Below are 24,623 nucleotides of genomic sequence, written 5' to 3'. Positions count from 1 at the left end.
GATGGGCGCACCGCGACGCATGGCCAGGCACACGCGGGGAGAATGTCAGCGCTAACAGGACCTCTCCGCACGTCCTGGCGTACGCCTGATCCAGGGTCCGGCGAAGCAGGCTTGCCCGGTAAGCCACAGGCGTCGCCGTCCTCAGTCATCGACTGTGAGCGATAACATGTCGTGCGTCAAGTCGGAATGTTCCGGGGTCCGCTGCGGCCTCTCCCGCAGTTCGGTCAGTTGAGCATGTTATCGATAACATGCTATCTTCCGGTGCGGGAGCGAAGGGCGCGCTCCCAGTCACCTCAGTCAGTCGGCAGAGGCACGCCGAGGGCACGCCCTCCCACCGCCTCGCCGGCCGGTGACCAGTCCGGGCCGCTCCACCGGTGCCAGGCGACCGCAGGCGGTCGTCGGACGACCTCGCTCCGGCCGCATGCCCCGCTTCCCGTGCCCTCTCGCAGGCGACCCCGGCACCGACGGACGGCCCGCACGTCACCCGTGTACGCAGCACCGGTCTGCAGGAGCACGCCGGCCCGCAACGGAAGGGGCGTCGCCATGCCGCCACCAGGCAGCACCTGAGAAATCCGTCAACGCCTCACCGACCCGTCCGCCGGCAGAGCCGTCGTCCCGCCCGCGCTGGGACGGTCGCGCCCACCGGCCGAGCGACTCGCTGACGGCGGCGAGAAGCGTGGTGCGAGTCGTCATCCGCATCCCGCTGCCCCAGCGGGGGCACGGCCGGCGATCGCCGGGTCGACCACGCGCAGCACCACCGGCACAGGACGACCAACGGCAAGGAGTCGAGCAATGGTGAACCAGAGACACTTCCTCTCATCCATCGCGGCCGCGGCGGTTCTCCTCGCGGCGACCGCCGGCGGCGCGCTGGGCGGCGGCTTCCGCGGAGCGGCGGTGGCCGCGACGAACGGCGCCCTCGCGACGACCGCAGGCTGTGGCAGGGCCCCCACGCTCACCAGCGGGACACGCACGATTCAGAGCAGCGGACAGAATCGCAGCTACATCCTGCGGATCCCGGACGGGTACGACAGAAACCACCCCTACCGGCTGATCTTCGGCTTCCACTGGCTGAACGGCTCGGCCAGCAACGTCGCCTCAGCCGGCTACTACGGGCTCGCGCCGCTGTCGAACAACAGCACCATCTTCGTCGCACCCCAGGGTATCGACGCCGGCTGGGCCAACACCAACGGTCGGGACCTGGCCCTCTTCGACGACATTACCCAACAGATCGAGAACGACCTCTGCGTTGACACGACCCAGCGCTTCGCGCTCGGTTGGAGCTACGGCGGGGCCATGAGCTACGCGGTGGCCTGCGCTCGGCCCACCGTCGTCCGCGCAGTCACCGTCCTGTCCGGCGCCAACCTCAGCGGATGTGACGGCGGTACCCAACCCGTCGCCTACTTCGGCATCCACGGCACCTACGACAGCGTGCTGAACATCTCCATGGGCCGGTCACTGCGCGACGCGTTCGTCAGGAACAACGGCTGCACCGCACAGGACCCGCGCGAGCCGAGCCGAGGCAGCCTCACCCACATCACCACCACCTACTCTGGCTGCCGAGCCGGCTACCCGGTGCAGTGGGCCGCGTTCGACGGAGACCACACCCCCAGTCCGGTCGACGGATCGTCCAGCCCCAACGACTCCAGGACCTGGACCTCGGCGGAAATCTGGAGATTCTTCACCCAGTTCCAGTCCACCACGCCCCCCACGACCACGCCGCCGACCACGCCCCCGCCGACCGGCGAGCCGGGCAACTGCGCCGCCACCTACAGCACGGTCAACAGTTGGCCCGGTGGCTTCCAGGGTGAGGTCACCGTGGCCAACGACACCGCCACCACAGTCAACGGCTGGACCGTACGTCTGACCCTGGCCAGTGGCCAGGTCATCAGCAGCCTCTGGAACGGCACCAACACGGGCACCACCGGCAACGTCACCGTCAGGAACGCCCCCTACAACGGCACGTTGGGGCCGAACGCCTCGACCACCTTCGGGTTCACCGCCACCGGCAACGGGGCCACTCCGCCCAGCAACATCACCTGCACCAGTCCCTGAGCACGGCAGACCCAGGGCCCGGAGCCACCTGGCTCCGGGCCCGCAGGGCGGGCCGGGGCGAAGTCCGTAAGTCCAGGTGGGACATTCACCCGTCGATGCGGGAACCGGGCGCGCTGAGCGCACCGCCCTGCGGGCACGGCGCGTGCAGCCTCCTCTGACCGCACGGCCGCACGCCGACCTGCTCGCTGACGGACGCCGGCACGGAGGGCCTGCCCGTCAGGTGAGCGGGTGGGGTGGGCCGCTGGCCCACCCCACCCCCCGTTCCGCCTAGCTGGCCTGCAGGGTCACGTCGTCGATGACGAAGCTGGTCTGCAGGGACGAGTCCTCCACGCCGGTGAACCTGACCGTCACCGTCTGTCCGGCGTACGAGGCCACGTTGAAGGTGCGCTGCACGTAACCGGCCGCCGCGTTCAAGTTCGAGTACGTCGCCACCGTCGCGGACCCGACCTGAACGGTCAACTTGTCGTACGCCGTCGACGACGTCGTCTCCGCCGTGTCGATGTGCAGCCAGAACGACAACGTGTAGCTGCTGCACCCCGCCGGAATACTCACCGACTGCGACAACGAGTCCGTGTGCGCGCGGCCGTACCCGTCCAGCCACGCCTTGTACGACCCCGTCCGCGCCGGCTGACTCGACGAACTCGTGATCACACCCGACGTCGCCGTCCACGGCGCCGAACCCGACTCGAAACCGCCGTTACCGATCAACTGGCCACCCGAACAACCACCCGTACCGGTCACCGTCAGGGTGTACGTCGCGGTGTGCGTGGTGGAGCCGGTCCCGGTCACGGTGATGGTGTAGGTGCCGGCCGGGGCGGTCGACGCGGCGCTGACGGTCATCGTCGACGACGACCCGGACTGCACCGAGGAAGGGCTGAAGCTGACCGTCACCCCGCTCGGCGCGCCCGACGCCGACAGGCTGACCGTCTGGGCACTGCCGCTGGTGGTCACGGTGCCGACCGTCGCGCTGGTCGACGCGCCGGGGGCGACGCTGCCGGAGGTCGGGCTCACCGACAGCGAGAAGTCGTTGCCCGGGGTGCCGGTGCAGCTCGGGTCGGCGGTTTGCGCCGGGACGCTCACCGCGTTCCACGCTGCCTTGGTCTTGTTGTAGAGGTTGCAGGTCGGGTCCAGGTTCTTCGCCGCGGTCAGCGTCGCGGTCCGGAACCTCAGGTAGTTCATGTTCGAGGTCTTGAGCAGCATGCCGCCGTAGAAGATCTTGCCGGCGGTCTGGATGCCCACCCCGGTCAGCGTGGTGCCGTTGCAGGTAGAGCTGCTCGGCTTGCCGTTGCCCGGGTTCGAACCCTCGGAGAGCAGGTAGAACCAGTGGTTACCAGGACCGGCCGCCGCGTGCGTCTCGGTGTTCGGGATCGAGGAGCTGTAGCAGTTCGGGTCGCCCAGCGCCGACGGGTTGTACATGTTGCGGATCGGGCCGTTGCCGACCAGGTTGATGGTCTCGCCGACGAGGAAGTCCGGCGTGTCGTACGGCGCCGGCTCGTTCACGTACGCCTCGGTGAGTGCGCCGAAGACGTCGGAGACGAACTCGCCCAGCTCGTCGCCGGAGGCACCGCCCGGGGTGTACTGGTCGATCGCGTGCCCGTACTCGTGGGCGACGACGTCCAGCGACGAGATCCAGTTCCGGTCGTTGTTGTAGCCGATGGAGACCCGGCTGCCGTTCCAGGTGGCGTTGACCTGGCTGAGCCCGACCCGGGTCTGGAAGCTGCCGCCGTTGCCGTCGTGCCCGTTGCGGCCGAGCCAGTCGCGGAGCATGTCCCATTCCTTCTGCGCCGCGAACATGGCGTCGACGCAGCCGGTCTCCTTGTTGGTCCCGACCCCGTTGCCCCAGTTGTCGTCGGACCCGGAGAACACCGTGCCGGTGCTGTAGTCGGCGCAGGACAGGTTGGGGCGGCTCGGATCACGCATCGAGTACGTGCCGCCGGAGGACGTCGTGTTGATGGTCAGCGGGTTCGGACCGTTCCACTTGCCGGTGCCCGTGCCGTGCTTCACGTCGTCGTTCGTGGCGAGCAGCGCGCCGGTCCTGGCGTCGACGAAGACGTGCGGCCGGCTCTCCCCGCTGCTGGTCGCGCCGGTCAGGACGATCTCCCAGGCCAGGCGGGCGACGTCGCCGCGCACGTGAACCACGAGCCGTCGGGAGTCGACTCGGTCGACCTTCGCCAACTGCTTGCGGGCGGTGGCCTCGGCCGTGTCACCGCTGACCGTCGGGGTGGTCGGAACGGTGATCCGGGTGGAGGTGGCGCCCTGGACGGCGCGTACCCGGCCCTGCCCGTCGGCCAGCACGACGGCGTCCCCGCCGATGACGGGCAGGCCGCGGTAGGTGCGCTCGTAGCCGATCGAGTAGAGCCCGTTCACCCAGGGCGTCACGATCTGCCGGTCGTACCGTTCGTAGGGGCCCTTCGCCAGGGCGTCCAGGCCGCTCGCGGCGGCCAGGTCGGCGGCGGCGAGCGCCCGCGACTGCGGACTCGCGGGGGTGGGCGACGGCGACGGGGCAGCCGAGGCGGCCGGGGCGGCGATCGCCACGGCGGCGACCACGGCCAGCGCGAGCCCGGCCGTACCGGATCTGCGTCTCATGGTGACTCCTCGTTTGCGCAGTAGGACGTGCGCGATGGGGGTTGAGAGGCGCCCGGGCGGCGAATGCGCGGTGCTGCCGCGCCGCCACGGCGAATGGGGGATTCGCCGGTCGGCTCGGCACGTTCACGCCCGAGCCATGAGACGTTCACATTCGCCGATCTCTCGGTCAAGGCGTGGGCAGCAGGACCCCCTGGGGTCGCCAAGATTCGGCAAAGTCGATCGCGTGGTCAGCGGCCGGCGCAGAGCCGTGGCCGACGTCGTCTTCGCCAGCGTTCGAAGCCCCCGCAGGGATGCCGCCGAGGCGGGCTCCTGCCGACCGGCGGCTCCCGGGCCCCGGCAGAGCGGTGACATGCATGATCTTCGACGAGTGCGCGGTGTGCCCTCCAGCGGATGCCAACGGGGGCAACCGGTGTCAACGCGAGCCACTGTGGCCGACCGCCGGTCGCGACCGGTCCGGATCGGCGCTGGCACTCCGCCCGACGAAAGTCAGGGGTGGCCGCTGCCGACCGGGTCGGGTGGTGGCCCCCTGCTGATTCGTAGCGTTGCTGACGTTCATCGACATGATCGGAGCAGGCGGTGGGGGTTCGCTGGTGGCAGGGCATGGTGGTGACGGGCGCCGCAGGAATGGCAGCACTCGTGGGGATCGGCCCGGCGACGGCGACCGGCCCGGCGCAAGCATCGCCGGACGCCGTCGAACGGGTGGTGCGGGACTTCGCCGGCCGGGCCGGCTATCCGGGGATCGCCGTGGCGATCACCCACGGTGACCTCGTGCTGTACGCCGGAGGTGACGGGCACGACTCGTCCGGGGCCCCGGTGACCGCGACCACGCCGATGCCGATCGCCTCGGTCAGCAAGTCGTTCACCGCTCTCGCCGTGATGCAACTGGTGGAGGCCGGGAAGGTCGAGCTGGACGCGCCGGTCACCCGGTACCTGCCGGACTTCCGGATCGACGACGCACGCGGTAGCCGGATCACCGTACGCGAACTGCTGAACCAGACCTCCGGGATCACCGACATGACCCTGCGGGAGAAGAGCCTGCCGCAGCCCGATTCCCCGGCCGGGGCGCAGCAGCGAGCTCAGCGGGCCACCTTGGCGACTGACCCCGGCACCGCGTACAAGTACACGAACACGAACTACCACCTGGCGGCACGACTGGTCGAGGTGGTCTCGGGGCAGCCGCTCGCCGACCACCTGCGCGATCGGGTGTTCGTGCCACTGGGCATGCAGTCCACGGTCAGCATCACCCAGACCACCGACCCGCGGGTACTCGATGGCCACACGTACGCGTACGGGGCGACCATTGCGGCGGCCGAACCGGAACGGTTCGTCGCCGGCTCCGACGGCGTGATCACCACCGCGACCGACATGGCGAAGTGGCTCATCATGCAGAACGGGAACGGCCCCCGGCTGGTCTCCGCGGCGAACCTCACCGCCATGCACACGCCGGCAGAGGGGGCGACCTACGCTCTTGGCTGGAAACGGGACCACGACGGCCGGGTACACCACAACGGTGTGTGGTTCACCTACACCGCCAGCCAACTGCTGCTGCCGTCGGGCCACGGCATCGCCGTCCTGGGCAACAGCGGCATCGGCCTGGGCAACGAGGGCACCGACGAGCTCGCCGACGCCCTCGCCGAACTGGTGACCGGCGGCACTCCGGACAAGCCCGCGCCGATCCGGCTCATCGTCGACCTCAGCCTGGCGGGGCTGACCCTGCTCAGCGTGGCGCTCGGCATCCGTGACCTGAGCCGCAACGGCGCTTGGACGCGCCGGTTCGCCGCCGAGCCCCTCTGGCGGCCCGTGGTACGCCTGACGCCCCGGCTGATCCCGGCCGTGCTGCTCGTGACGCTGCCCGACCTGCTCGGCCAAGTCGTCGGCGGCGGGCGGGACATCACCTTCGCGCAGTTGGTCTACTACACGTTCCCACTGGTCGCCTGGACCACGGTGGCTGCGGTCGCGAACCTGTGCGTGTTCGTCACCCGGGTCTCGGCTCTGGCCAAGTCCCGTCACACGGACGTGCCCGCCGAGTTCGCGCAGGCCACGTTCGGCGAGCCGGTACCGTCATGATCGTGACGAACGTGCGGGGCGGGTGGCTGCGTCGGTCACCCGCCCCACCGTGGGCGTCGGCCGCGCTGGCACTGCTCCTCGCGGCCATCGTCCTCGGGCGGGGGACGCTGCCGTGGTGGGCGACCGCCGGTGGGGTGATCGCCCCGCTGGCCGCAACGGCGCTGCTTCGGGCGTACCCGATGCTGTCGGTGGTGATCTGCGCGGCCACCAGCCTGGCCGCAGGCCTGGTGATCCGCGACTCGGTGCCGGTGTGGAGCGCCGCGCTCGGCGCGGCGCTGTTCGTGATCAGCCTGCTGGCCGGGCGCCGCACCCCACGGCCCACGCCCGCGCTGGCCGTGTTCGGCGTCGCCGCGCTGCTGGACATCGCCTACGGCCTGGCCGCCGGCGGCGGGTGGGGGTCCGGTCTGCTCATGCTCGCCCTGGTCGTCGCCCTGCCGTGGGCGCTCGGGCGCATCCTGCGCCAGCAGGACCAGCTCGTGGCGCTCAGCGCCGAGCGGGCCCGGCTCCAGGAGCGCGCGCGCATCGCCCGCGACATGCACGACACGCTCGGGCACGAGCTCAGTCTGCTCGCGCTGCGCGCCGCGGCCCTGGAGATGGTGCCCGACCTGGACGAACGGCACCGGGCCGTGGCCACCGAGCTGCGCGCGGGCGCCGGCGCCGCGACCCGTCGCCTGGCCGAGATCATCACCGTCCTCCGTGCGGGTACGCCGGCACCGCTGGAACCGGACGCCGGCCGGATCGGAGACCTCGCCGATCGTGCGCAGCAGGCCGGGGTGGCGGTGACGGTGGAGCGAACCGGCGACGACCTCCCAGCCGATGTCGATCGGGTGGCGTACCGGGTCGTCCAGGAGGCGCTCACCAACGCCACGAAACATGCCCCGGCTACGCCCGTGCATATCCGTCTGTCCAGTGCGGACGACTCGACGACCGTCACCGTCACCAACCCGCTGCCGCCCGAGCGGCGCGGCGGCGCAGGCAGCGGCGCCGGCCTGGCCGGCCTGGCCGGCCTGGCCGAGCGCGTACGCCTGGCCGGCGGCACATTCACCGCCGGCCCGCGCGGACAGCAGTTCGAAGTCGTCGCCGCCCTGCCACATCCGGGAGCACCATGATCCGAGTGCTGCTGGCCGACGACGAGGCCATCATCCGCGCCGGGGTGCGTGCCATCCTCGCCACCGACCCGGGCATCGACGTCATCGCCGAGGCCGCCGACGGCCGTGAGGCGATCGAGCTCGCCCTCGCCCACCGCCCCGACGTCGTCCTGCTCGACGTCCGAATGCCCCGCCTCGACGGGCTCGCCGCCGCCGCGGAACTCCTGCGCGTCCTGCCCGGCATCGGAGTGGCCATGCTGACCACCTTCGGCGACGACGAGTACGTGGCCCGCGCCCTCGACAGCGGCGCCCGCGGCTTCCTGCTCAAGTCCGGCGACCCACGAGAACTGCTCACGGGCATCCACGCGATCGCCGACGGCGCCGCGTACCTGTCGCCGGACATCACCGCACAGGTCATCGGGCGGCTGCGCGCCACCGGCCTCGGCCGGGCCGCCGAAGCCCGCGCCAAGGTGCGACAGCTCACCGACCGGGAGCGCGACGTCCTTGCCCTCGTCGGTGCCGGGATGTCCAACGCCCAGATCGCCCGCCGACTGCACCTCGTGGAAGGCACCGTCAAAGGGCACGTCAGCACGATCCTCACCCGGCTTGGCCTGGCCAATCGCGTACAGGCCGCCACCCTGGCCCACGAAGCGGGCTTGCTCACCGGGTGACGCCAACGTGCCCGAGGCCTCACGGTCGCAGCTCTTGCGCCGGTGTCGGCCTCGAGCCGCATCGTCGACGGCGACGGCCGGCTCGTCCAGTGCCGCAGAGTCGCCAACGACCAGACCGCCCTGCGCACCGTCATGGCCGAAATCTCCGCCGTCGGGCGGCCGGTCCGCTGGATTCCCGCACGAGCATGCACCCGATCATGCGGCCAGCGCCGCCCGGACCGCGCCACGAACGAACGTTTCGCAGGGGGTCTGCCTTGGATCAGATCTCGACCTCGGGCAGCGGGAGCACCGCAGTGTCCCGTCAGACGGCTCCGGGTTATCGGTCGGCGGTAGGCTGCGACGTGGAGCCCTGCACGAGCTTCATCGACACGAGTTCGGTGAATCCAGCGTGTCGCGCGAAGCGCACTTTCCGACGCTTGTACACCGTGAAGCCGAGCTTGGCGTAGAGGCCGAGGGCGGGTGCGTTGGTGTCCTTGATGTCCTCGAGCACGTACTCGCGATACCCGGGCAACGCCAGCAGGTGACGCAGCAACGCGGTCGCGACGCCGCGACCCTGATATGCCGGCTCGGTGGCGACGAACCCGATCTCGGCGAGCCCGGGTCGGGCGCCGTCGGAGGGGCGCATGAACCATCTCCGGATCACCACGTAGCCGAGCAGCCCGCGCACCAGCCCGAGATGACGCCGGACCTGCCGCCAGCGCGGCGCGAACAGGGTCTGGCCGCCCTCGGTGAGCGAGGCGAGGCCGGCGGGCTCCCCGTCCACGAGCGCGATGTAGAACCGTTCGAGCAGCAGCATGTGCTCGAACGCGTCGGCCAACTTGTCGGTGTCGCGTGAGAACGCGACGAAGTCCGCTGCGAAGCTGCGCACGTAGACCTCGGTGATGCGGCGCCGGAATCCCTCGCCGAGTTCGTCTCCCCGCTCGACCACGACCATCGTCTCGACCATCCCCGTCCGCTGCACCTGTCCCGCACCCGTACGGGTTCGACCATATCCACCGGCACGCACGCTGAAGCGGCCTGACGAGGGTCCCCAGTCTTCGGCGTGGGTGAGGCCGAGGGCTGACCGCGCGTCGGTCACCGCCGTCCGGTGCTCGGCTGGCGGGCCCCGGGCCACAGCCTCGCCACATACTGCGGCCGAATTAACGACTCAGGGCACTAGTTCTAGCTGCTGAGTAGCGTCACGGGCGTATCAGCGACGCGATTCACCGGTCTCGTGACTCCGGCTTGTAGGCCCCGCCCTGGTCGGCTTTACTCGCGTGAAATCGTTTCCGTCTGCTTATAGCGTGTCTCGGGTGGCGGTCGGGTGGCCTGGGGTGATAGATCATTTCTACTGTGGATGAACGGTTGTTCCGGCAGTGGGTGCCTGACGATCTGTGGAGTCTGGCGGGCCCGTTGATCCCGCCGCCGCCTCGCCGGTCGGCTGCCGGCGCCGCGCTCGTCCGCGACATTGCCCCGCGCCGGGCTGGCCTGCATCACCCTCGGCACGACCACGGTCGCCCTGACGGTGTGGCCGGCGGTGCCGGTGGCGGTCGGGGTGCTCGGCTGGGCGGTGGCCGGCGCCGTCGGCGTCTCCGCCGCGAACACCCACGACAGTCGCTGCCTGGAATCCCTCGTTCAGGCCATCCCCGCTGTCAAGTCTCGGCGCGGCCCCCGCCGCTGACGCCCCGGCAAGCTGCACGCCGACAAGGGATACGACTACCCGCACCTGCGGCGGATGCTGCGCCAGCGCGGCATTCGACCCCGCATCGCCCGCCGGGGCATCGAGTCCCCGAACCGCCTCGGCCGGCACCGGTGGGTGATCGAGCGGACCTTCGCCTGGCTCACCGGCTACCGCCGACTGACCACCCCATACGAACGCAACCCCGGCCTGTACTGCGCTTTCCTCACCCTTGCCGCCGCACTGACCTGCCACAAGCGCTACCTCAAACTCACCACCTGAGACACGCTCTCAGGCCAGACAAGGGGTTACCTGTTGAACGACGTTCCAGATCTCGGGCCCATGCCGCAGCGAATCACCGTCAGTGCCGAACAGGCCGGGCGGCTCGTTGCCGAACAGTTCCCCCAGTGGGCCGCACTACCTGTGACGGCCGTGGAGAACGCTGGTTGGGACAACTGGACCTTCCACCTGGGCGACGACATGCTGCTCCGTCTGCCCAGCGCGGAGGAGTACGCCCTGGCCGTGGAGAAAGAGCACCGTTGGCTCCCCGAACTCGCACCCTCTCTCCCGCTGCCCATCCCCGTGCCGCTGGCGAAGGGTGGTCCCGGAGCGGGGTACCCGTTTGCGTGGTCGGTCTACCGGTGGATCGACGGCACGCCCGCAACGTTCGAGTCAGTGGTCGATCCGATCCGTTTCGCCGAGGACCTGGCTGACTTCGTGGCCGCCTTGCAGAGCATCGACGCGTCCGAGGGGCCACAGCCTGGTAAGCACAACTGGTTCCGCGGAGCAACGCTGTGGACCTACGAAGCACAGGCGCACAGCGCGCTGGACGAGCTTCGCGGCCACATCGACGACGCGTTGGCACGTGAGATCTGGACGCAGGCGCTCGAGGCGCAGTGGGATGGAGTCGACGTCTGGTTCCATGGCGACCTTGCTCCGGGCAACCTGCTCCTCACGGACGGACAGCTCTCCGCCGTGATCGACTTCGGTACGTGTGGCGTGGGAGACCCCGGGTGTGACCTGGCGATCGCGTGGACCCTGCTGTCAGCAGCTGGCCGGGATGCGTTCCGCAAGCGACTGGCCGTTGACGACGCGACGTGGTCGCGTGGACGTGGCTGGGCGCTGTGGAAGACGCTCGTGTCGTGCGCCAACAGCCTGGACGAGGACGACGCTGAAGCCGTCAATGCCCGACGCGTGCTCGCAGAGATCCTTACCGAGCAACGCTGATTCCGGTGCGGGCGGGTGGACCCGAACGGTTCAACTGCTGCGAGTGAACCCAGCCGTCGAGCACGTCACGGGAGTCGACCACCGCAACGATCCGAACGTCCTCACGGGCGAGCGCCTCGACTTCGCCCATCAGGACGACGTGACCAAGGTCCCGTTGGATGACGACAGTGCCGACACCGTGGCATTTCGCGTGCCCCTCCACCACTGGACCAAGCCCGTGCAGGAGAAGCTGCTCGCCGAGGCAGCTCGCATCGTGCGTCCGAGCGGAGAGATTCTCCTCGTCGCAGACTCGTGGGCCGACCGGCCCGGCCTGACGGACAACGCGCTGACGCAGCAGTACCGGAAGCTCAGCAGTGAGGACAAGGTTGCCACCTTGTCTCTGATCTGACGTGTCGTCCTGCTTCATGAAGGAGGAGACAGTCGCCTACCCCATGTCGTACCGGTCGGCGGCCGAGTGGGAGTCCATGCTCACCGCCCTCGGCGCAACGTCGATCGCCTCGACGTACCGGGGCTTCACGATGTTCACCGTGTACGGCGTGCCGATGCTCGTCATTCGCGCGACGATGGCCATCGCCGGGCCCGCCGCCGCCCGGCTCGCCTGGAGTCTGGCCGGCGGCGGGATCGGCGGCTTCCACACCGGAGTCGTCGTGCTGACAGCCTTCGCGTTCACTGCCCTGGTCGCCCTCGTCGCCACCGGCCGGCGCGCGCCGTGATCGGCCTGCGGGCCCCGCCCGTGCCGTCGACGGCGCCCGCCGGATCAGCGGTGCGAGGTGTGCTGGTCGAGCTGGTGGTGCAGGGTGTCGGCGAAGCCCTCGGCGGTGGCCAGCTGCTCGCGCAGCGCGTCCACCCGGGCGGTGGCGACGGTGTGGAACATGCCGAGCCGGTCGAGCAGGGCCGGTCGGTCCTCCTCGCCGGCGGTGGGCAGGGCGTCCAAAACGCCGAGCAGGTCCCGCATCTCGTCGAGGGTGAACCCGAGGGGCTTCATCCGCTTGACCACGGCGAGCCGGTCGAGGTCGGGTTCGGTGTAGAGGCGGAACCCACCCTCACTGCGCGCCGACGGGACGATCAACCCCGCGTCCTCGTAGTGCCGGATGGTGCGGATGCTGAGGCCCACCCGGTCGGCGGCCTCGCCGATCTGCATCAGCCGCCCGCCGGCCGGGCCGCAGTTGTGCTGCGGCCCGGTGTCCCGAAGGGTGCTCGACATCAGTGGCCCACGCTCAGGGTGCCGGCGAGGGTGCCGTGGATGGCGGCGCTGCCCTTGTTCAGCTCGACGATCTCGACCGTCTTGCCCCGCGCGGCGTACTTGGTGGTGATGGCGTCCAGCGCCGCGACCGACGAGGCGTCCCACACGTGGGCGTGGGTCATGTCGATGACCACGTTCTGCGGGTCGCCCGCGTAGTCGAACTGGTAGACCAGGTCGTTGCTGGAGGCGAAGAACAGCTCACCGTGCACCGAGTAGATGCGGGTGCTGCCGTCGGGGTCCAGCACGCTGGTGACCTCGACGAGGTGGGCGACCCGGCGGGCGAAGATCACCATGGCGGTGAGGACACCGACGATCACGCCGATGGCCAGGTTGTGGGTCGCGAGCACGGCGCCGACGGTGGTGACCATGACCAGGGTCTCGCCCAGCGGCATCCGCTTCAGGGTGGCCGGGGCGACCGAGTGCCAGTCGAACGTGGCCACGGCGACGATGATCATCACGGCCACGAGGGCAGCCATCGGGATCGTGGCGACCACCTCGCCGAGGCTGACCACCAGGATGAGCAGGAACACCCCGGACAGGAACGTCGACAGGCGGGTGCGGGCGCCGGACGCCTTCACGTTGATCATCGTCTGGCCGATCATGGCGCAGCCGCCCATGCCGCCGAAGAACCCGGTGACGATGTTGGCCACGCCCTGGCCCCAGGACTCGCGGGTCTTGTTGGAGTGGGTGTCGGTGATGTCGTCGACCAGCTTGGCGGTCATCAACGACTCCATCAGCCCGACCAGCGCCACCCCGAGGGCGTAGGGGGCGATCAGGGCCAGGGTGTCCATGGTCCACGGGATCTGCGGCAAACCGAGGGCCGGCAGGCTGTTCGGCAGCTCGCCCTGGTCGCCGACGGTGGGCACGGTCATGCTCGCGCCGACGGTGATGGCGGTCAGCACGATGATCGCCACCAGGGGAGCCGGCACGGCCTTCGTGAGCCGGGGGAGGCCGACCATGATCGCCAGCGCGAGGGCCACGAGCGGGTAGACCAGCCACGGCACCCCGAGCAGGTACGGGACCTGCGCGGCGAAGATGAGGATGGCCAGGGCGTTGACGAAGCCGACCATGACACTGCGCGGGATGAAGCGCATCAGCTTCGCCACTCCGAGCACCGCCAGCAGCACCTGGATGACCCCGCCGAGGATCACTGCCGCGATCAGGTGGTCCAGCCCGTGCTCCTTGGCCAGCGGGGCGACGATCAGGGCGATCGCGCCGGTCGCGGCGCTGATCATCGCCGGCCGGCCGCCGCAGATCGCGATCACCACGGCCATGGTGAAGGAGGCGAACAGGCCGACGCGGGGGTCGACCCCGGCGAGGATCGAGAAGCTGATCGCCTCGGGGATCAGGGCCAGGGCGACGACCAGGCCGGCGAGCACCTCGGTGCGGAACACCTTCGGCGAGAGCCAGGAAGGGCGGGGCAGGCGCGGCCTGGTGACCGCGGACAGCACAGAAGACATACAGCCGTTTCCGTTCGGGGTGTGCGCGCCGGGCGCACACGCGCTGCCGCGCCCGTCAGGGGGTACGGCGCTCTACATGCACATCAGTACCGGTCGGACGTTTCCGGACCGTTTCCGGGCATCGTCGCCCGGGAGAAGACCGCGAGGGGCCAGTAGCCGCACCTCGACGACCTGCACAGACCCTACCGTCCGGTGAGGGTAGAGTTCGGTTTTGGTGATGATCATCACCGGAGGTGTTGTGGGGAGTGCCACGCGTGATCGCCCTGTGGGTGTGTCCCGACCTGGATGTCCCGATCATGCCCACAGATCCCCCGCTCTGCTGTACCGGCCGACAGCCATGCCCGCGACCAGCGGCGTGGTGGTAGCCGGCGCGGTGGATGCGGCCGCCGTCTCAGGCGCCGACCGGGACGTCGGCCATCTCCTCCCACGGTTCGCGCATCTGGCGGAGCTCGCGGTCGGGCAGGCAGCGCGGCAGAGCGATGACGTCGGGCCGTGCGTCGCTGGCAGCGGCGGCGGCGAGTTGCCGCTGTCGACGCGGGCGTCCCCATCGCTGCCGTCGAACCGCTGGCCGACATCCGGCCGATGCCCGTCTCCGGTCATGTGCACTACTGACCGGACTGACCCGCACTGGTTTCTGTCCTGGCCCGTGAGGAGCAGGATGAGGTTGCGGGCCGGACCGCGTGCGGGCGAACTCCGGCGATCGGCCGTCACCGTGACCTGAGGGTGCCTAGCGTGTGAGCCGTGACGATGCCGGCGCCGGGGGAGACCGGGAGGGACGGCGGCGTCCGGCTGCGGACCCGCGCGGCGGATGCCGTACGGGAGCGGTGGCAGCGACTGCGCGCGCTCGCCGTCGTGGTGGTGCAGACCTCGGTGGCCGCCGCCGTGTCCTGGGCGGTGGCCAGCAGGGTCGTCGGCAATCCGGAGCCGGTGTTCGCGCCGATCTCGGCGGTGATCACCTTGGGTATCTCCACCGGGCAGCGGTACCGCCGCGCGATCGAGTTGGTCTTCGGTGTGGCGTTGGGCATCGCGGTGGGCGATGCGCTCATCTGGTTCATCGGCACCGGCGGGTGGCAGATCGGCGTCGCGGTGGCCCTCGCGATGGCCGCAGCCGTGGTCGCCGGCGGCACCGCCGCCGTGGTCGGTCAGGCGGCGGCCTCGGCGGTGCTGATCGCCACCCTCACCCCGCCCAGCGAGGGCATCTACTTCTCCCGGGTCGTCGACGCCCTGATCGGCGGCGTGGTCGCCCTGGTGGTGATGGCGGTGCTGCTGCCGGTCAACCCGCTGACCGTGGTGTCGCGGGTCGCCAAACCCGCGCTGGGCGTGCTGATCGACGGCCTGTGTGGTGCCGCTCGCGGCCTTCGGGAGCAGGACGACGGCTTCGCCCACGACGCGTTGGTGCTGCTCAGTGAAGGCGAGGACAAGCTCGACGAGTTCCACGAGATCCTGCCCGAGGGGCAGGAGGCGGCGACGATGGCCCCGCTGCGCTGGCACGCCCGCAACGCCCTGCGCCAGTACCTCGACGCCGCCGAGTACATCGAACGCTCGATCCGCAACGCCCGGGTCCTCGCCCGCCGGACGGTGACGCTGCTGCGCGACCGGGAACCCGCCCCGCCGCAACTCGGCGAGTCGGTGGCCGCCCTGGCCGAAGCCGCCACGGTCATCCGCCGTGACCTCGGCCGCGGGCACGCCCCCGAGGAGGCCGCCGACCTGCTGCGCGACGCCGTACGCGAGGCCAGCGCCGCCTACCGGCAGGGCCTGGGCTTCTCCGGCAACGTGGTGGTCGCCCAGATCAGGGCGATCGCCACCGACCTGCTCGGCACCACCGGCCTGACCCACGACGAGGCCGACCGCGAAGTGCGCCGCGCCGGCGGCGTTCTCCATGACCGCTGACACCACCACCCCGCCGCGTGCGGTGCCGGCAGCTCGCCGTCGTGCCGGCAGTGACGGCGGCGCCGGCTAGCCTGAACGACAGTCGACCGGTGGGCGCCCACCGGGTTGCGAGCACGATCGGGAGGCGGGACGGAAGCGATGGGTGACGGCGCACTGATGCAGATCGGCGAGGTGGCCGAGCGGACCGGGCTGAGCCTGCGCACGATTCGCTACTACGAGGAGGTGGGCCTGATCGTCCCCTCCGCCCGCAGTCAGGGCGGCTTCCGCCTCTACACCCACGCCGACGTGGACCGGCTGCAGGTGGTCAAGCGGATGAAGCCGCTGGAGTTCTCCCTGGAACAGATGCGTGACCTGCTGGCCATCGTCGACCGGCTCTCCGGCGGCGTCCGGCTGGCCAAGGCGGAGCGGGAACGGCTGCTCGACACCCTCGCCGGCTACCGCGAAGCCGTCCACGAGCGCTGCGCCGCGCTGCGGGCGCAGCTCGCCACCGCCGAGGAGTTCGCCGCCACCCTTGCCGGCCACATGGACGCACTGCAGTCACCGACCCCCTCCCGCGCCACGACCAACAGCTGACCTCCCGCCCCCGTCCCCTTCCCGGCCGAGCAACCCTCACGTGAGGGTATTGTTGTGAAGGATTCAGCGAGAGGGGGTGGGCGCAGGTGCCGACGGTGGCAACCACGACCGCAGTGGCCGCCGAAGCGGCCCGGCGGCGCACCTTCGCGGTGATCTCCCACCCCGACGCCGGGAAATCCACCATCACCGAGGCGCTCGCCCTGCACGCCCAGGTGATCGGCGAAGCCGGCGCGGTGCACGGCAAGGCCGGCCGCAAGGGCGTGGTCTCCGACTGGATGGCCATGGAACAGCAGCGCGGCATCTCCATCACCTCCGCGGTCCTGCAGTTCGCCTACCGCGACCTCGTGATCAACCTGCTCGACACCCCCGGCCACGCCGACTTCTCCGAGGACACCTACCGGGTCCTCACCGCCGTCGACTGCGCCGTGATGCTCCTCGATGCCGCCAAGGGCCTCGAACCGCAGACCCTGAAACTGTTCGAGGTCTGCCGCGCCCGCCGCATCCCCGTCATCACCTTCATCAACAAGTGGGACCGCCCCGGCCAGGAGTCCCTGGCGCTGCTCGACGAGATCGAACAACGCATCGCGCTTCGCCCCACCCCGATCACCTGGCCGGTCGGCATCGCCGGTGAGTTCCACGGTGTGATCGACCGGCGCACCGGCGAGATGACCGCCTTCCACCGCACCCCCGGCGGCGCGACCGCAGCCGTCGAGGAGCAACTCGACCCGCACCAGGCGGCGCAACGCTACGGCGAGGACTGGCACCGGGCGCTCGAGGAACTGGAACGCGTGCGGTCCGGTTCAGGTCGTACTCGGCGTGCCCGGACCAGTCGAGGTGACGTGGGAGCGTCACCGTGCCGTCGGTCGGGCCGTGCAGTTCGGCGAGGGTTTCGGCCACCACGTGGGGCTTCCGGTCGCCGTAGGGTCGGTAGTCCGCTGGCGGCTGGGGTGGTGTCCTGCGTCGGCTGATGTTGGTCGCCCGCAACGCCGGCGGTCGACGCCGCGGCACCGAGGCCGCCTACCGCAAGGGCTGGTCCGGGCGACCGGGGTGGCGGTGCTACCTGCACGGCCGGTTCGACCTGGCGCCGATCCGCCACCACCAGCTGTTCTCCGACCGGATGAAGTACCGGCGCGCCAGCGGCCCGGTCCACACCCGCGACCGGCGGGCTCGGCCCCACAGGACAGCACCACCGGCCGCTACGGCTCACCAGAGGGCAGCCGGCATCGGGATCTCGGTGCCGTAGGCAAACCAGTCGCTCCACCTGCGTACGTCGGTGGAGAACGACGATCCGGTCGTCGCCGGGGCGACGTAGACGTCCGCCGCGGAGCCCCGGGTGAAGGCGATCACGTCGTCGCGACCGTCGCCGGTGAAGTCACCGATGCCAGGCACCTGCACTGCGCTGGCGAAGTCATGATGCCAGACGGTTGCCGTACCGAACTGGCGCAATGACCAGGAATGGACCATCGACGGTGCGACCACCACCGAGCGGCGCTCTCCTCTGGCGAATCCGACCAGGTCGGCGCAGCCGTCGCCGTTGACGTCGCCCACCGCCGGTACGTCGGTGCCGAGGGCGAGCGGGTGACCCCAGTACGTCGCCGGCGCGAACCGGTCGCCCTGGGAGGCGGAGACCCGCAGCATGCCTGCACCGACCCGGTCGACCGCCACCAAGTCGTCGCGCCCGTCGCAGTCGAAGTCCCCGACCAGCGGTATCGCGTCTGCGCCGGGGAAGCCGCTGGTCCAGCTGACTCCGGTGCCGACGAACTGGCTGCCGTTGGAGAGGGCGACAAAGACCGTACGGTTGGTCGACGGGTGGACCCGGATGCCCCGGGTGACGGTGGCGATGTCGTCGCGGCCGTCGCCGTTGAAGTCACCGACCACCGGGGTTTCGTTGCCCACCGCGAAGCGGCTGTGCCAGAGCTGCGACGGCCCGAACGACGTGCCGGTCGACAGCGCCACGTACACGTGGGCGGAGGCACCCCGGGTGAACGTGATCAGGTCGTCGCGGCCGTCGCCGTTGACGTCGCCGAGCAGCGGGATCTCCTCACCGGCGCTGAAGTACTCGTGCCATTTGGTGCCGGCGGTGAACCCGGATCCGGTGGACAGCGCCACCCAAACGTCGGCGGCGGCACCCCGGGTGAAGGTGACGATGTCGTCGCGGCCGTCGCCATCGACATCGGATCCGGTACGCCCGAAGCCGTCGTTGCCCGGGCCGTTGCGGTCCAGGTAGAGCACCCGGTTCGGCGAGCCCGCGATGTCGGTGATCCGGTCCCTGCTTGCCTCGTTGATCAGGGTGGTCGCCACCAACTCGGGCGAGGCGTTCGGGAAGCGGTCCAGGTAGCGGGCGACCGCGCCGGTGACGTGTGCGGCGGCGATCGACGTACCGTTGCCGAAGTTGGTCGTCGCGGTGTCACTGTCGTTGGTGGTGGTCGTCACCTGCTCGCCGGGCGCGAAAAGGTCGACACACGGGCCCCAGGAGGTGCCCCGGATCCGGTCCTTGAGCGCATGTATCGAACCGACCGTGATCACCGCCGGCACCCGGCCGGGGGAGAATCGGCAGGCGTCATGGTCGCTGTTGCCGGCCGCCGCGACCACGGTGATCCCCCGGTCGACCACCCGGGTCACCGCGGCGTCGAGTGGCGGGTGTATCCCCGGCACCCGCCAGCTCAGGTTGACCACCGCCGGGCGGACCGCATTGACGTGCAGCCAGTCCATGATGGCGATCATGTCGGCGGTGGTCGCCGTGGTGCAGCCCAGCCGGATCGAGTGCAGCCGGACGTTCTTGGCCACCCCGTGCAGCCGGCCCCCGATGGTCCCGGCCATCGGCGTGCCATGCCCGTGGCAGTCGTGCGAGCCGCCCGGCCCCACGTCGGTCTGGCCGAAGGTGACCGTGCTGACCACGCGTCCGCCGAAGTCTTCGTGGGTCGTCCGGATCCCGCTGTCGACGACGTACGCGTTGACGCCGGTGCCGTCGGAGTCCCACCGGTAGATGCCGTCGAAGTCCCGGCGCTGGTCGATGACGTCCAGCCCCCACGACGGGGGGCGCTGCTCGCCGCCGAGCCATTCGATCTCCATCTGCGGCGCGACGTATGCCACCAGGGGGTTCTTGGCCAGCGCTTCGGCGATTTGCTTCGACATGTGCACGGCGAAGCCGGGCAGCGCGTGGTAGTAGGTGTGGGTCAGCTTTCCGGGATACTCGGCGAGCAGGCTAGCGACAGCTTTGTCGATCTTTTCCTTGGTCGCTTCTTTGTCCTTGTCGTCGAGTTCTTTGTCGTCAAAGGCCAGGACCACCACGTGGGAGTCCGCGATGTCTTCCTTGCCAGCCGGCGCGGCGGAGGCCGGCGACGTGTCCGGGGTGAGCCCGGTCGAGACGAGCAGGGTCGCGGTGAGCAGCGCCGCGGCGGTGAGACGAGGCCAGCGAAGGCGGGGCCAGCGATACCGGACGGTTGACATGACGGTCGCTCCGATCGGGTGGTTGGTCTCAGAGCCGGTCGACAGCGGTACGCAGTAGTCGCGTCACGTTGTCGGCCCGCTGCGCCGGCTTGGCGTTCGCGCTGAGCAGGATCTGGTAGTTGAGGAAGACGACCTGCTCACCGTCGCGGGTGCCGGCGGTGACCCCGAGCGGGCTGCTGCGGATCAGGAATGCCTCGTCGCCGAGCCCGGTCACCGGTTCGCCGGTGCCTCCCCAGCGCGCCGGCGAATAGAACGACCGTCCGGTGTAGACCTGCAGGTGGAGCTGGTGCATCGCGCCGTCGCGGCCCACCCAGACACACTCGCGGGTCGACTCCTCGCCGCTGTCGACCGTGGCGGCGGTGCCGAACAGGTCACCGGCCTCGGCGATGGTCAGCAGCTCGCAGACGGCAACTGCGGTGGCCTCCTCGTCTCGGGCGGACTCCGCCGGCCGGGCCGACTGGGAACCACTGGACACCGCCGTCGCTTCCCCGGCCGGCGCTCGGGTGTCGTCCGGTCCGCCGCAGCCGACGGTTGTGAGGGCGCACGCGACCACGAGGAGTTGTACGCCGTACCGTCGGGTGATCGCCATGGTGTTCACGCAGATCACTGCCGTCCGGCGGTGCTGAAGCTGACCCGGCGACGCCTGGTCATGACGAACAGCGCCACTCCGGTGCCGAGCAGGACCAGTCCAGCGATGGAGATCAGTGTGGTCTGGGCGCCGGTGATCGGCAGCTGGTCGCTCGCGCCCGGCGGGCCGCTCGCGCCCGGCGTGGTGACGCTCGGGCTCGGGTCGGCGCTCGGGTCAGCGCTGGGGCCCGGATCGCCGCTGGGGCTCGGGCTTGGCTCGACGGCACAGTCGGCCGGCCGGACATGGGTGCCGGTCAACCAGGTGGACCAACCACCGCCGGCCCGCGGGCCACGGACGTAGAACGGGTCGCCGTCGACCAGCGGCAGCTCAAGCTCGGTGCGACCGGGAGCGAGCGGCGCCACCTCCCACGGTGGGTAGCCGTCGGCGAGGACCTGGATTCCAGGAACCGGCCGGGTTCCCTCGTTGCTGAAGGACAACACCAGCCCGTCGCAGCCGCTGGCCGGGGTGACGGTCAGCAGCGGCGCGTCGGTGCAGCCCTCCGGCGTACGGTGCAGGTAGCTCGATGTCGGCAGGCCCTCGCGCCGGATCTCGAACAGGTCACCGTCGCTGGCGCCGTACTCCGCGCTTCCCCGGGAACGCATCGAGAACTCGTCGATCACGGCGTCGTTGCGCACCACCGTGGTCTGCCAGCGGTCGTCACCTCCGATCGTCCCGGTGTCCCAGGAGAAACCGACCGCCCCGCAGAGGTCCGTGAAGTTGACCATCGGCGGGTCGGCGACGGCCGGCGTGGCGGTGCCGAGTAACAGACCGCCAATCGTCATGAGTGTTGCGGCGGCGAGAACGGACAATCTGCGACGCATGAGCGAAGGCCCTTCGAAGGGAGGCGCGCGGTGGCGAGTGACCGGCACGGTGGTCGGGTCGTCCGAGCCCACCACTGGAGCTGGTGATCCAGCATGAGTGCCCGGGTACTCAACCGCGCCGAGCTGAGCCTCCATGCGGGCCGAGGGCTGCCCGGAGCTCCGCACGGCCAGAGACACCGAGCTTGGCGTACGCCCGATGCAGGTGGTTCTCCACGGTCCGTTCCGACAGATGCAGCCGGCCGGCGATGCCCCGAGCGGATTCACCACGGGCAGCCGCCAACGCCACCTCCCACTCGCGTGTCGTCAACTGGCTGACCGGGCCACGGCGTCGCAGCGCCGGAGTGCTGGCCGGCTCGCCGGTCGACACCAACTGCGCCTCGGCGAGCAGGTGCGCGCCGGCTGCCACCGCCGGATCGCCGCCGGCCGACCCGGGAGCCCTGTCGCGGGTGGCGGCGCCGGTTCGGGCGGCGGCCTCGGCCAGAGCGGCGGCCTCGGCGGCGTGCAACGGCATCCCGTACCCGGCGAACTGCTGGGCCACATTCAGCAGCCCGGCCGGATCGGCGGCCTGCGCGGCGGCGGCGTACCGGACCACGGTGTGACCGAGCAGCCAGCCAGGAGGCGGTGGATACGCGGCGAGTAGCGCCACCGCCCGCGCGCCGGCACCGAGCCGCACCAGATCGAGTGCGCCCAGCGCCCCCGCACCTACCGCGCCGAGCCGACCGTGTTCGGCGACCGACGCCGCCAGCACGCCGATACCGACGCCACCGTCCCCGACGACCGCACCCCGCCAGGCGTACGCGCGGGCGACGTCGATGTCGAACAGCCGCATCGAGCGTGGTCCGCCCGCGTAGCGGTGCAGATCGGCGGTGAGACTTTCGATGTCGGCGTCGGTCCCGAGTTGCGCGGCGGCCTGCAGTCCAACGGCGACGGACCAGCGGCACACCGGACGTAGGCCGATCTCTTCGGCGACCAACTGGGCTTCCCGCGCCCAGCGCAACGCGGTCCGTGGCCGGCCGCGGACCAGAGCGATCTGGCCGAGCACCAGTGCGTGCAGCGCCTGGCTGACCGGGTTGGTCGGATGCAGACTGGCCTGGTAGCCGTGTTCGGCGAACTCCAGGGCGGCGGCCGGGTCGGGCCGGTAACAGCGCAAGGCGGCAGCGGCGGGTGACGCGCCGGCGGCCTGCAGCTGGCTACCGCCGATGTTCCCGCCGGCCAGTGGCATGGTGTGCGCTATCAGTGCCTCCGCCTCGGCGTACCGGCCGGCGACCAGCAGAGCGCCGCCAGCCGCGCCGCTGGCCGCTAAACGGGCCGGCATCGGTGCATCGCTGCCGGTCACCGCCAAGGACGGTTCGATCACCGTGCAGTCCAGTTGCACCGAGCGAAGGTACAGGTCGAACGCGGCCAGTGGGCAGGCCGCCGGGTCGCCGGCGGCGGTCGGGTCCGCGCCGGTCACCCGTGCTCGGTCCTGGCGGGCACGCTCAACGACGCTTCGGGCAGCGGGTACGTCGTCCATCGCGTGTACCAGGATCTCGGCGTGTTCGACGGCGACCAGCAGCCGGTCCAGATCGGTCTCGGCCAACCGGACCAGCTTCGTCAGCTCGGCGCAGCGGGCGAGTGCCTCGTCGACGCGGCCGAGCTGCACCAGCGCCCGTACCGAAACCAGCCCGGCGGCGACGTCACGGTGTGCCTGGAAGGCCCGGTCGGCCAGCCGGTACGCCAGGGCGTACTCCCGGTTTCTGGTCGCCTGTTCCGCGGCGGCCAGCATCACCTGCGGGTTGACCGGGCCGCCTGCGTCGAGCCGCCAGCGGGCGACTCGCAGCCGATCCTCCCCGCACCCGGCCGATGCCGAACAGGTCGTCTCCGGCTCGGACGCGTCGGCGAGCCGCCGCAGGTGCCGCAGGCGGCCGATCGCCGGGGTGCCGGCACGCAGCAGTTCGCCGTAGAGCGGATGGCTGAGCCGGACCACCGGCGGGTCGGCGGGGCTGACGGAGAGGAGACCTCGGCGTTCCAGGGCCTCCAGGGTGTCCTCGGCGACGAGGGCGACCGCCAGCCGCAGTGGGACCGGCTCGCCGGCAGCAAGCAGTTCCAGCGCGTCGCGTTCGGCCGAACAGGTGGCGGCCAGGCGGTTGGCCAACAGCTCGGTCAGCCGGGGTACGGCGGTCATCGGGCCGGTGAGCCGCCACAGCCCACCGGTCTGGTCGAGCAACCCGGCCTCATCGGCCGAGATGACGAGCTCGCGGAGGAAGAGCGGGTTGCCGGCGGCGGTGTCCCGCAACTGGCGCAGAGTCCGACCCTCCACCGGGCCGCCGAGCAGGGCGGTCAGTAGCGCCTCGGACGCCGACGGGTTCAGCGGCGCGAGGTCGATCCGTACCACTCCGGCGTCTTTCCACAGGGCCGTGACCGCATCCGGGACCGACTGATCGGTGCGTACGGTCGCCAGCAGGGTGACGGTCCGGTCGACAGCGGCGTGGTGCAACACCGCGAGAGAGACCGGATCCAGCAGGTGCGCGTCGTCGACTGAGAGGATCACCCGGCCCTGCTCCTGCGCGGCGATCTGGCGTAGCCCGAGCAGACCGACCTGCACCGGGCTGAGGCTGGTCTGGTCAGGCCCCGGCGGGCCAAGCAGACCGGCCAACGCGCCGAGCACCAGCTCGGCGGAGTCGGCGGTGCCATGGACAGCGAGGGTTCGCGCGCCGCGTACCCGTGTGATGGCAACGTGTCCGACCGCCTCGCGGGCGAGCCGGCTCTTGCCGACGCCGGCTGATCCGGCGATCAGCGCGCCCGGTCCGTCCGAGGCACGCAGCGACTCGACCGCCGTGGCCAGCTCCAGCTCACGACCGATCAGCGGCGACTCCTGCACCGGCCGGGCCATGGTCGGCACACTAGGGCGTGTCTCCTGGATCTTGGGGCGTGGCTCGACTATTCATCTCTGTTGTGGGTGGACGGTTTGAGCTGAGCGATGTCGAGTACGCGCGGATCGCGCCGTTGCTGCCGGCGATGACGCCGCAGCGTGGTGGGCGGTGGCGTGATCACCGGCAGGTGATCAACGGGATCGTGTACCGGGTGCGGACCGGGGTGCCGTGGCGTGACGTGCCGGAGCGATACGGATCGTGGAAGACGCTGTACAAGCGGTTCACCCGCTGGCAGGAGGACGGGACCTGGGCGCGGATCGAGGCGATGCTGCAGGCCGACGCGGACACCGCGGGAGAT

18 protein-coding genes and 3 pseudogenes are annotated in these 24,623 nt (G+C 70.7%); 12 read left to right on the top strand and 9 right to left on the bottom strand.

Features of this window, described 5'->3' with window-relative positions; genetic code table 11:
* Positions 1 to 792 precede the first annotated feature (792 nt).
* Positions 793 to 2,052, top strand: coding sequence for a CE1 family esterase (locus tag GA0070560_RS20245; RefSeq protein WP_091300209.1), 1,260 nt, complete (start codon positions 793 to 795; stop codon positions 2,050 to 2,052).
* 267 nt (positions 2,053 to 2,319) lie between these two features.
* Here GA0070560_RS20245 and GA0070560_RS20240 read toward each other — a convergent pair whose 3' ends face one another.
* On the bottom strand, positions 2,320 to 4,638 hold the full coding sequence (locus tag GA0070560_RS20240; protein ID WP_091300206.1) for a M4 family metallopeptidase: 2,319 nt from the start codon (positions 4,636 to 4,638) through the stop codon (positions 2,320 to 2,322).
* Positions 4,639 to 5,214: 576 nt separating this feature from the next.
* Here GA0070560_RS20240 and GA0070560_RS20235 point away from each other — a divergent pair.
* The 3 genes from GA0070560_RS20235 to GA0070560_RS20225 are packed head-to-tail and all read left to right on the top strand — an operon-like array spanning position 5,215 to position 8,464.
* Positions 5,215 to 6,705, top strand: coding sequence for a serine hydrolase domain-containing protein (locus tag GA0070560_RS20235; RefSeq protein WP_091300202.1), 1,491 nt, complete (start codon positions 5,215 to 5,217; stop codon positions 6,703 to 6,705).
* A gap of 2 nt (positions 6,706 to 6,707) precedes the next feature.
* Positions 6,708 to 7,814 (top strand): sensor histidine kinase, encoded by a 1,107-nt coding sequence (locus tag GA0070560_RS20230; RefSeq protein WP_170839504.1) that lies wholly within the window; start codon positions 6,708 to 6,710, stop codon positions 7,812 to 7,814.
* Positions 7,811 to 8,464 carry a response regulator gene (locus tag GA0070560_RS20225; protein ID WP_091300194.1) on the top strand — a complete coding sequence of 218 codons (654 nt, stop codon included), beginning with the start codon at positions 7,811 to 7,813 and terminating at the stop codon, positions 8,462 to 8,464. Before GA0070560_RS20230 ends, GA0070560_RS20225 begins: the two co-directional genes overlap by 4 nt.
* Before the next feature lie 316 nt (positions 8,465 to 8,780).
* Here the strand turns inward: GA0070560_RS20225 and GA0070560_RS20215 are convergent, their stop codons facing one another.
* Positions 8,781 to 9,398, bottom strand: coding sequence for a GNAT family N-acetyltransferase (locus GA0070560_RS20215; protein ID WP_211565939.1), 618 nt, complete (start codon positions 9,396 to 9,398; stop codon positions 8,781 to 8,783).
* A gap of 425 nt (positions 9,399 to 9,823) precedes the next feature.
* Here GA0070560_RS20215 and GA0070560_RS29540 point away from each other — a divergent pair.
* The 4 genes and pseudogenes from GA0070560_RS29540 to GA0070560_RS29135 all read left to right on the top strand — a co-directional run bounded on the left by GA0070560_RS29540 (position 9,824) and on the right by GA0070560_RS29135 (position 12,061).
* A pseudogene (locus GA0070560_RS29540) lies at positions 9,824 to 10,403 on the top strand (transposase).
* A 33-nt stretch (positions 10,404 to 10,436) separates the two neighbouring features.
* Positions 10,437 to 11,348 carry an aminoglycoside phosphotransferase family protein gene (locus GA0070560_RS20205; RefSeq protein WP_245675616.1) on the top strand — a complete coding sequence of 304 codons (912 nt, stop codon included), beginning with the start codon at positions 10,437 to 10,439 and terminating at the stop codon, positions 11,346 to 11,348.
* Positions 11,305 to 11,736, top strand: a complete 432-nt coding sequence (locus GA0070560_RS29140) for a class I SAM-dependent methyltransferase (protein WP_342670429.1) — start codon at positions 11,305 to 11,307, stop codon at positions 11,734 to 11,736. The genes GA0070560_RS20205 and GA0070560_RS29140 overlap by 44 nt, the downstream gene beginning before the upstream one ends.
* Before the next feature lie 16 nt (positions 11,737 to 11,752).
* Positions 11,753 to 12,061: a hypothetical protein gene (locus GA0070560_RS29135; protein WP_211565935.1), complete on the top strand. Its 309-nt coding sequence runs from the start codon at positions 11,753 to 11,755 to the stop codon at positions 12,059 to 12,061.
* A 44-nt stretch (positions 12,062 to 12,105) separates the two neighbouring features.
* On the opposite strand, the gene GA0070560_RS20195 is transcribed toward GA0070560_RS29135, so the two are convergent.
* Together GA0070560_RS20195 and GA0070560_RS20190 are read right to left on the bottom strand one after the other, a co-directional pair.
* On the bottom strand, positions 12,106 to 12,552 hold the full coding sequence (locus GA0070560_RS20195) for a MerR family transcriptional regulator (protein ID WP_091300181.1): 447 nt from the start codon (positions 12,550 to 12,552) through the stop codon (positions 12,106 to 12,108).
* Positions 12,552 to 14,051 carry a SulP family inorganic anion transporter gene (locus GA0070560_RS20190; RefSeq protein WP_091300177.1) on the bottom strand — a complete coding sequence of 500 codons (1,500 nt, stop codon included), beginning with the start codon at positions 14,049 to 14,051 and terminating at the stop codon, positions 12,552 to 12,554. Before GA0070560_RS20190 ends, GA0070560_RS20195 begins: the two co-directional genes overlap by 1 nt.
* Before the next feature lie 747 nt (positions 14,052 to 14,798).
* Between GA0070560_RS20190 and GA0070560_RS20185 the strand changes: the two genes are divergently transcribed.
* The 3 genes and pseudogenes from GA0070560_RS20185 to GA0070560_RS29945 form a co-directional block, all read left to right on the top strand.
* Positions 14,799 to 15,941: an FUSC family protein gene (locus GA0070560_RS20185; protein WP_091300174.1), complete on the top strand. Its 1,143-nt coding sequence runs from the start codon at positions 14,799 to 14,801 to the stop codon at positions 15,939 to 15,941.
* A gap of 138 nt (positions 15,942 to 16,079) precedes the next feature.
* The gene (locus GA0070560_RS20180) at positions 16,080 to 16,514 is read left to right on the top strand and encodes a MerR family transcriptional regulator (RefSeq protein WP_245675615.1); all 435 of its coding nucleotides are present in this window, start codon (positions 16,080 to 16,082) and stop codon (positions 16,512 to 16,514) included.
* An 86-nt stretch (positions 16,515 to 16,600) separates the two neighbouring features.
* A pseudogene (locus GA0070560_RS29945) lies at positions 16,601 to 17,086 on the top strand (GTP-binding protein); the annotation flags it as partial.
* Positions 17,087 to 17,297: 211 nt separating this feature from the next.
* On the opposite strand, the pseudogene GA0070560_RS29940 reads toward GA0070560_RS29945, so the two are convergent.
* The 5 genes and pseudogenes from GA0070560_RS29940 to GA0070560_RS20150 all read right to left on the bottom strand — a co-directional run.
* Positions 17,298 to 17,510: pseudogene (locus GA0070560_RS29940) on the bottom strand (hypothetical protein); the annotation flags it as partial.
* A 207-nt stretch (positions 17,511 to 17,717) separates the two neighbouring features.
* Positions 17,718 to 19,964 (bottom strand): S8 family serine peptidase, encoded by a 2,247-nt coding sequence (locus GA0070560_RS20165; protein WP_091300167.1) that lies wholly within the window; start codon positions 19,962 to 19,964, stop codon positions 17,718 to 17,720.
* A 28-nt stretch (positions 19,965 to 19,992) separates the two neighbouring features.
* Positions 19,993 to 20,553: a DUF3558 family protein gene (locus GA0070560_RS20160; protein WP_139131548.1), complete on the bottom strand. Its 561-nt coding sequence runs from the start codon at positions 20,551 to 20,553 to the stop codon at positions 19,993 to 19,995.
* Positions 20,554 to 20,567: 14 nt separating this feature from the next.
* Positions 20,568 to 21,374: an LPXTG cell wall anchor domain-containing protein gene (locus GA0070560_RS20155; RefSeq protein ID WP_170839502.1), complete on the bottom strand. Its 807-nt coding sequence runs from the start codon at positions 21,372 to 21,374 to the stop codon at positions 20,568 to 20,570.
* 148 nt (positions 21,375 to 21,522) lie between these two features.
* Positions 21,523 to 24,285, bottom strand: coding sequence for a helix-turn-helix transcriptional regulator (locus GA0070560_RS20150; protein WP_139131547.1), 2,763 nt, complete (start codon positions 24,283 to 24,285; stop codon positions 21,523 to 21,525).
* 62 nt (positions 24,286 to 24,347) lie between these two features.
* Between GA0070560_RS20150 and GA0070560_RS28300 the strand changes: the two genes are divergently transcribed.
* A partial coding sequence (locus tag GA0070560_RS28300; RefSeq protein ID WP_139131546.1) for a transposase occupies positions 24,348 to 24,623 on the top strand: 276 nt, incomplete at its 3' end.

This window comes from Micromonospora halophytica, from assembly GCF_900090245.1.
Lineage (GTDB): Bacteria > Actinomycetota > Actinomycetes > Mycobacteriales > Micromonosporaceae > Micromonospora > Micromonospora halophytica.
This window is presented reverse-complemented; position numbering and strand designations above follow the sequence as displayed.